The sequence below is a fragment of the Streptomyces coacervatus genome, from assembly GCF_029223485.1.
GTDB lineage: Bacteria > Actinomycetota > Actinomycetes > Streptomycetales > Streptomycetaceae > Streptomyces > Streptomyces coacervatus.
In genome coordinates, this window is record NZ_JARHTP010000036.1 from 57,578 (window position 1) to 63,938 (window position 6,361).

The following is a 6,361-nucleotide window of genomic DNA, read 5'->3' on the forward strand; positions in this document are numbered from 1 at the left end:
ACATTCGATACGACATCGGATACGTACGTGGAGACCCTCAGGCCGCGGAGACGGCGCGGCACCGTCCAGATGCTCCATGTGCGGAGGCATATGCGGCGGGCGGGTTCACTACAGCCTATCGAAGGATGCTTCTGTGGCGACATAGGGCGCACAGGAGGCGCACGATGCGTGCCATAAGCCCCCTGTGCACCCCTTGAGGGGAGTTCCCGGCCGGGCCCCTGTTCAGGCCATCAGGCCAGACCGAGGCGCTCGGCCGCCGTCACCGCGTCGACCGGGACGGTGACCGGCTGCGGGGCGCCGGCGACGGCCCAGTCGGGGTCCTTCAGGCCGTTTCCGGTCACGGTGCACACGATGCGCTGCCCCGGGTCGACCTTGCCCTGCTCGGCGGCCTTCAGCAGACCGGCCACGGACGCGGCGGACGCGGGCTCCACGAAAACACCCTCCTGCGCGGCCAACAGCCGGTAGGCGCGCAGGATCTCACGGTCCGTCACCTCGTCGATGAAGCCGCCGGACTCGTCCCGCGCGGCCAGGGCGTACTGCCAGGAGGCGGGGTTGCCGATGCGGATCGCGGTGGCGATCGTCGAGGGGTCCTTGACGACCTCGCCGCGCACGATCGGGGCGCTGCCGGAGGCCTGGAAGCCCCACATCCGGGGGGTGTGCGTGGCGATGCCGTCGGCGGCGTACTCCTTGTAGCCCTTCCAGTACGCGGTGATGTTGCCCGCGTTGCCGACCGGGAGGACGTGGATGTCCGGGGCGTCGCCCAGCATGTCCACGATCTCGAAGGCGGCCGTCTTCTGGCCCTCGATGCGCACGGGATTGACCGAATTCACCAGCGCCACGGGGTAGTTGTCGCTCAGCGCACGGGCCAGGGTGAGGCAGTCGTCGAAGTTGCCGTCGACCTGGAGGATCTTGGCGCCGTGCACGAGCGCCTGCCCCATCTTGCCGAGCGCGATCTTGCCCTGCGGCACGAGAACGGCCGAAACCATGCCGGCCCGGACGGCGTACGCGGCGGCGGAGGCGGACGTATTGCCGGTGGAGGCGCAGATCACAGCCTTCGCGCCCTCCTCCTTGGCCTTGCTGATGGCCATGGTCATGCCGCGGTCCTTGAAGGACCCGGTGGGGTTCGCACCCTCCACCTTCAGGTGGACCTCGCAGCCCGTGCGCTCGGAGAGCACCTGCGCGGGCACGAGGGGCGTGCCGCCCTCGCGGAGCGTCACGACCGGCGTGGTGTCGGATACCGGCAGCCTGTCCCGGTACTCCTCGATGATTCCGCGCCACTGGTGGGTCATTGCTGGTTACTCTCCTTCAACCCGCATGATGCTGGCGACACCCCGCACGGTGTCGAGCTTGCGCAGCGCCTCGACGGTCCCGGAGAGGGAGGCGTCGGACGCGCGGTGGGTGACGACGACGAGGGAGGCCTCGCCGTCCCCTTCTGGTCGACCTTGCTGCCGCACCGTATCGATCGACACACCGTGCTCGGCGAAGACGGTCGCGACCTGGGCGAGAACACCCGGTTTGTCCGCCACGTCGAGGCTGATGTGATAGCGGGTGACGACGTCACCCATGCCCGATACGGGCAGCGCGGCGTACGCCGACTCGCCGGGCCCCGTTGCCCCGCTGAGCCGGTTGCGGCAGACGGCGACGAGGTCGCCGAGCACGGCGGACGCGGTGGGCGCACCGCCGGCACCGGGCCCGTAGAACATGAGCTGCCCGCTCGCATCGGACTCGACGAACACGGCGTTGTACGCGCCGCGCACGGAGGCGAGGGGGTGGCTCAGCGGAATCATGGCGGGGTGCACGCGCGCGGTGACCGATCCGCCGTCCTGTGCCCGCTCGCAGATGGCGAGCAGCTTGATGGTGCAGCCCATGTTCTTGGCGGAGGCGAAGTCCGCGGCGGTGACTTCCGTCATCCCCTCGCGATAGACGTCGTCGAGGCGCACGCGCGAGTGGAAGGCGATCCCGGCGAGGATGGCGGCCTTGGCGGCGGCGTCGAAGCCCTCGACGTCGGCGGTGGGGTCGGCCTCGGCGTACCCGAGGGCGGTGGCCTCGTCGAGGGCCTCCTGGTACCCGGCCCCGGTCGAGTCCATCTTGTCGAGGATGAAGTTCGTAGTCCCATTGACGATGCCGAGCACCCGGTTGACCTTGTCGCCGGCGAGGGACTCGCGCAGCGGGCGGATCAGCGGGATGGCGCCGGCGACGGCGGCCTCGTAGTAGAGGTCCTTGTCGTGCTCCTCGGCGGCGGCATGGAGAGCGGCCCCGTCCTGGGCGAGCAGCGCCTTGTTGGCGGAGACGACGGACGCGCCGTGCTCGAAGGCGGTGGTGATGAGGGACCGGGCGGGCTCGATCCCCCCGATCACCTCGACCACGACGTCGATGTCGCCGCGTTTGACGAGCGCGGTGGCGTCGGTGGTGACAAGGCTCGGGTCGATGCCGTCACGGACCCGGTCGGGCCGCCGCACGGCCACGCCCGCGAGTTCCACGGGCGCCCCGATCCTGGCGGCGAGGTCGTCGGCGTGCGTCGTCATGATGCGCGCCACCTCTGAGCCGACAACCCCACAGCCCAGCAGCGCCACCTTCAGCGGACGCGTACGCATCATCCGACCTCGTTTCCTCATACCGTCTACGGTTGGACCAGTCTCACTCACCGGACGGGAGTTTCTATCCCATGTCCGGATCGTGAGACATCGATTTCATTTGTACGGGGGTGGAAGACAGGAGATCTTCCACCGCCCCGAGTTTCGGCCTATCCGACGTCGAGACGCAGGAGGTCCTCCTCCGTCTCACGGCGGACGATCAGACGGGCCTCGCCGTCGTTCACGGCGACGACGGGCGGCCGGAGCACGTGGTTGTAGTTGCTGGCCATGGAACGGCAGTAAGCACCGGTGGCGGGCACGGCGATGAGGTCACCCGGTGCCAGGTCGGAGGGCAGGAACGCGTCCTTCACCACGATGTCCCCGCTCTCGCAGTGCTTGCCGACGACGCGGGCGAGCATGGGCTCGGCGTCGGAGGTCCGCGACACGAGCGAGACGCTGTACTCGGCGTCGTACAGCGCGGTGCGGATGTTGTCCGACATACCGCCGTCGACGGAGACGTAGGTACGGAGGTTGTCGAGGGGCTTGATGGTGCCGACCTCGTAGAGCGTGAAGGCGGTCGGCCCGACGATGGCGCGCCCGGGCTCGACGGAGATGCGCGGGGTGCGCAGCTTGGCCGACTCGCACTCCCGGGTGACGATCTCGGTGAGCGCCTTGGCGATCTCATGCGGCTCACGGGGATCGTCGTCACTCGTGTACGCAATCCCGAGCCCGCCCCCGAGGTCGATCTCGGGCAGCTCGACGCCGTGCTCGTCGCGGATGTCCTTGAGGAGGCCGACGACACGGTGCGCGGCCACCTCGAACCCGGACATGTCGAAGATCTGCGACCCGATGTGGCTGTGAATGCCGATGAGTTCGAGCCCGTCGAGCTGGAGGGCACGGCGGACGGCCTCGGCGGCCTGCCCGCCGGCCAGCGGAATGCCGAACTTCTGGTCCTCGTGGGCGGTGGCGATGAACTCGTGGGTGTGTGCCTCGACGCCGACGGTGATACGGATCTGCACGCGCTGCCGCTTGCCCAGCGACTGCGCGATGTGGGCGACGCGGACGATCTCCTGGAAGGAGTCGAGGACGATACGGCCGACACCGGCCTCGACGGCCCTGGTGATCTCGTCGACGGACTTGTTGTTGCCGTGGAAGGCGATGCGGTCGGCGGGCATGCCTGCGGACAGGGCGGTGGCGAGCTCGCCACCGGAGCAGACGTCGAGGTTGAGCCCCTCCTCGTGCAGCCATCGCACGACGGCACGGGAGAGGAAGGCCTTGCCGGCGTAGAAGACATCGGCGTCGTGGCCGAACGCGGTACGCCAGGCCCGCGCCCGGGCCCGGAAGTCGGCCTCGTCGAGGACGTAGGCGGGCGTCCCGTACTGCTCGGCAATGGTCTTCACATCGATACCGCCGACGGTGGCCACACCGTCCTCGTCACGGGTGACCGTCTGGGCCCACACCTTGGGGTCGAGGACGTTGAGGTCGGTGGGCGGGGCGGAGTAGTGGCCCTCGGGGAGGACGTCGGCGTGACGGGGCCCGGCGGGGTGTGCGGAACGGCTCATCTTCTTGACTGGCTCTCTAGAGGTGTTGGGGTGCGTCGATGCCGAGCAGGGAGAGGCCGCCGGCCAGCACCGTCCCGGCGGCTTCGGCGAGCGCGAGCCGGGCACGGTGGGCGGCCGAGGGTTTCTCGTCGCCGCGCGGGAGCACGGCAGGCAGAACGGCGAGGACGGCATCGGCGACGGCGACGAGATGCCGGGCGAGGCTGTCGGGCGTGCGCTGCGCTGCCGCACGGGCGAGGACGCGGGGGTGATCGGCGAGGAGCGCGACAAGCCCCTCCATGCCCTCTTGTACGTCTTGTACGTCTTGTACGTCTCCGGGCTCGGGGGTGAAGCCCAGGTCGGCGGCGTTACGGCTGAGGGCCCGGGTGCGGGCGTAGGCGTAACGGATGCGGAAGAGAGGGTTGCTCTCGCGCTGGACCAGGTGATCGGCGGTGATACGGGGCCGGTCATGGGCGGCGGGGTGCAGCAGCGCCCAGCGGGCGGCGTCGGGGCCCAGGAGCGCGGGGTCGTCGGGGGCCGGGACGGGCCGGAGGTTCACCGGCTCACGGTGGTCGACCTCGACGCGGCCGCCCTGGGAACCGACGATGCGCACGAGGGCGTCGGCGACGACTTCGGCGCGGACGTCGTACGGGATGCGCAGTTCGACGACCTGCCCCGCCAGGGTGTCGCCGTGGCCGTACGCCGCGCCCGCACGGAGGACCTCACGGACGAGCTCGGCCGCGGATGCCTCTGCCTCCGCCGCCTGCAGGCTGATGTTGATGAACCCCGGCCCGGTGACGACGACGTCGGCGACGCCGTCCGTCCGGGCGAGGTGCTGCTGCAGGATCTCGGCAACGCGTAGGGGCGGCTGCCCGGCCGGCCGTGCGAGCTGCAGGGCGATGTTGGTGGCGTAGTCGCCACAGCCACCCGGACCGGGCGGCGCGACAACGGCCCGTTGCGGCACGGCCACGCTCAGCTCCCCCTCGTCGACAGCACGACGCACCGCGCGCAGCACGGTATGCGAGAGCTCGACGGGGGTCACGGGACAAGCGTATGGGAGGAGGGGGGTGGGTAGGCGAGCCGGTTTGGGCGAGGTTCCGGGATGTGGACGGAGCGTGGAGCAGCACAGCGTCCGGCCCGAGTCAGCCGCCGGCGCTCCCGGCCCGCTCGGCCTCACCGACCCCGAGAACGCTCCCGAGCCCGGACTCGGCGCCCTCTCCCCCACCCCTGGCGCTCCTCCCCCGCTCGATCAACTGCCGTACGAGGCGCACGAGTTCGGCAGGCTCGAAAGGCTTGGCAAGAAAGGCGTCGACCCCCACATCCAGGCCCGTCTCGACCTCGTACGAGGTGCAGGCACTGACGATGGCGAGGGGAAGGTCACGGGTCCGCGGATCGGAGCGCAGTCGTGCGGCCGTACGGAGGCCGTCGAGGCGGGGCATGACGACGTCGAGCGTGACGACATCGGGCCGCACCTGATGAACGACATCCAGACACTCGGCACCGTCAGCCGCGGTCACCACCTCGAAACCCTCCAGCTCGAGATTGACCCTGATCAGCTGCCGGATGACCTTGTTGTCGTCCACAACAAGCACCCGGCCCGACGCGCCTGGCACAACTCGAGAGTAGGTCGGGACCGGCCACCGCGTCCGGGTTTTCCCTACTTCCGGCCCGTGCGGGGGACGCCACTTCCGGCGGTGTGGTGGTGGGGTGACGGCAGGGCAACAGCGGGGTGCCGCCGGGCGCCGCGGCGAGGGCGACGGGATGCAATCGCCGGGCGCTGCAGCGAGGGCGATGCCCGGAGCGACGTCGGTAAACCCGTTCATGAACACCCCGGATCAGCTGGTAGGGTTCTACCCGTCGCCGCGCACGCAGCGCAGCGGACACGCCCCCGTAGCTCAGGGGATAGAGCAACGGCCTCCGGAGCCGTGTGCGCAGGTTCGAATCCTGCCGGGGGCACTCGCCGGTCAGAGACCCAAAACCACGGTCTGACCAGGGCGGATGCCGACAGAAAAGGGCGGGAGTCAGTCTCACTGACTCCCGCCCTTTCTCACTGTCGATCACGGTTCGTGTGTGAGGAGCGTGTGAGCCACACGCGGGCTTACACACCATCCGGCCATCGGCGCCTAGAGGTTGTCCCGTAACTGGTGGGGCGGTTGGTGCGTTGACTGGGCATGGGTGGGGTGATCTCAGCGGATGATCCGAAGTGGATCGAGCCGTTCTCCGGGTTGACCGAGTCGCAGTTCGCCAGGC

At 69.7% G+C, this 6,361-nt stretch carries 5 protein-coding genes, 1 tRNA gene and 1 pseudogene; 2 read left to right on the forward strand and 5 right to left on the reverse strand.

Going from position 1 to position 6,361, the window contains the following annotated elements; translation table 11 throughout:
• Nucleotides 1–230: 230 nt before the first annotated feature.
• From thrC to P2Q00_RS48855, 5 genes are all read right to left on the reverse strand, one after another.
• Nucleotides 231–1,289, reverse strand: coding sequence for a threonine synthase (gene thrC / locus P2Q00_RS48835; RefSeq protein ID WP_275781464.1), 1,059 nt, complete (start codon nucleotides 1,287–1,289; stop codon nucleotides 231–233).
• 6 nt (nucleotides 1,290–1,295) lie between these two features.
• The gene (locus P2Q00_RS48840) at nucleotides 1,296–2,594 is read right to left on the reverse strand and encodes a homoserine dehydrogenase (protein WP_275781473.1); all 1,299 of its coding nucleotides are present in this window, start codon (nucleotides 2,592–2,594) and stop codon (nucleotides 1,296–1,298) included.
• 149 nt (nucleotides 2,595–2,743) lie between these two features.
• Nucleotides 2,744–4,135, reverse strand: a complete 1,392-nt coding sequence (gene lysA / locus P2Q00_RS48845; protein ID WP_275781465.1) for a diaminopimelate decarboxylase — start codon at nucleotides 4,133–4,135, stop codon at nucleotides 2,744–2,746.
• 16 nt (nucleotides 4,136–4,151) lie between these two features.
• Entirely contained in the window at nucleotides 4,152–5,153 is a 1,002-nt protein-coding gene (gene nrtL / locus P2Q00_RS48850; RefSeq protein WP_275781466.1) for an ArgS-related anticodon-binding protein NrtL, read from the reverse strand.
• A gap of 100 nt (nucleotides 5,154–5,253) precedes the next feature.
• Nucleotides 5,254–5,724 carry a response regulator gene (locus P2Q00_RS48855; protein ID WP_275781468.1) on the reverse strand — a complete coding sequence of 157 codons (471 nt, stop codon included), beginning with the start codon at nucleotides 5,722–5,724 and terminating at the stop codon, nucleotides 5,254–5,256.
• Between the two features lie 271 nt (nucleotides 5,725–5,995).
• On the opposite strand from P2Q00_RS48855, the gene P2Q00_RS48860 reads away from it, so the two are divergent.
• Nucleotides 5,996–6,067 (forward strand) — tRNA-Arg (locus P2Q00_RS48860).
• A 215-nt stretch (nucleotides 6,068–6,282) separates the two neighbouring features.
• Nucleotides 6,283–6,361 (forward strand): annotated as a pseudogene (locus P2Q00_RS48865) (IS5/IS1182 family transposase); the annotation flags it as partial.

Coding starts and splice junctions, on each gene's coding strand:
- P2Q00_RS48840 (WP_275781473.1), bottom strand. CDS start 2,594: ATGCGTACGCGTCCGCTGAAGGTGGCGCTGCTGGGCTGTGGGGTTGTC.
- lysA (WP_275781465.1), bottom strand. CDS start 4,135: ATGAGCCGTTCCGCACACCCCGCCGGGCCCCGTCACGCCGACGTCCTC.
- thrC (WP_275781464.1), bottom strand. CDS start 1,289: ATGACCCACCAGTGGCGCGGAATCATCGAGGAGTACCGGGACAGGCTG.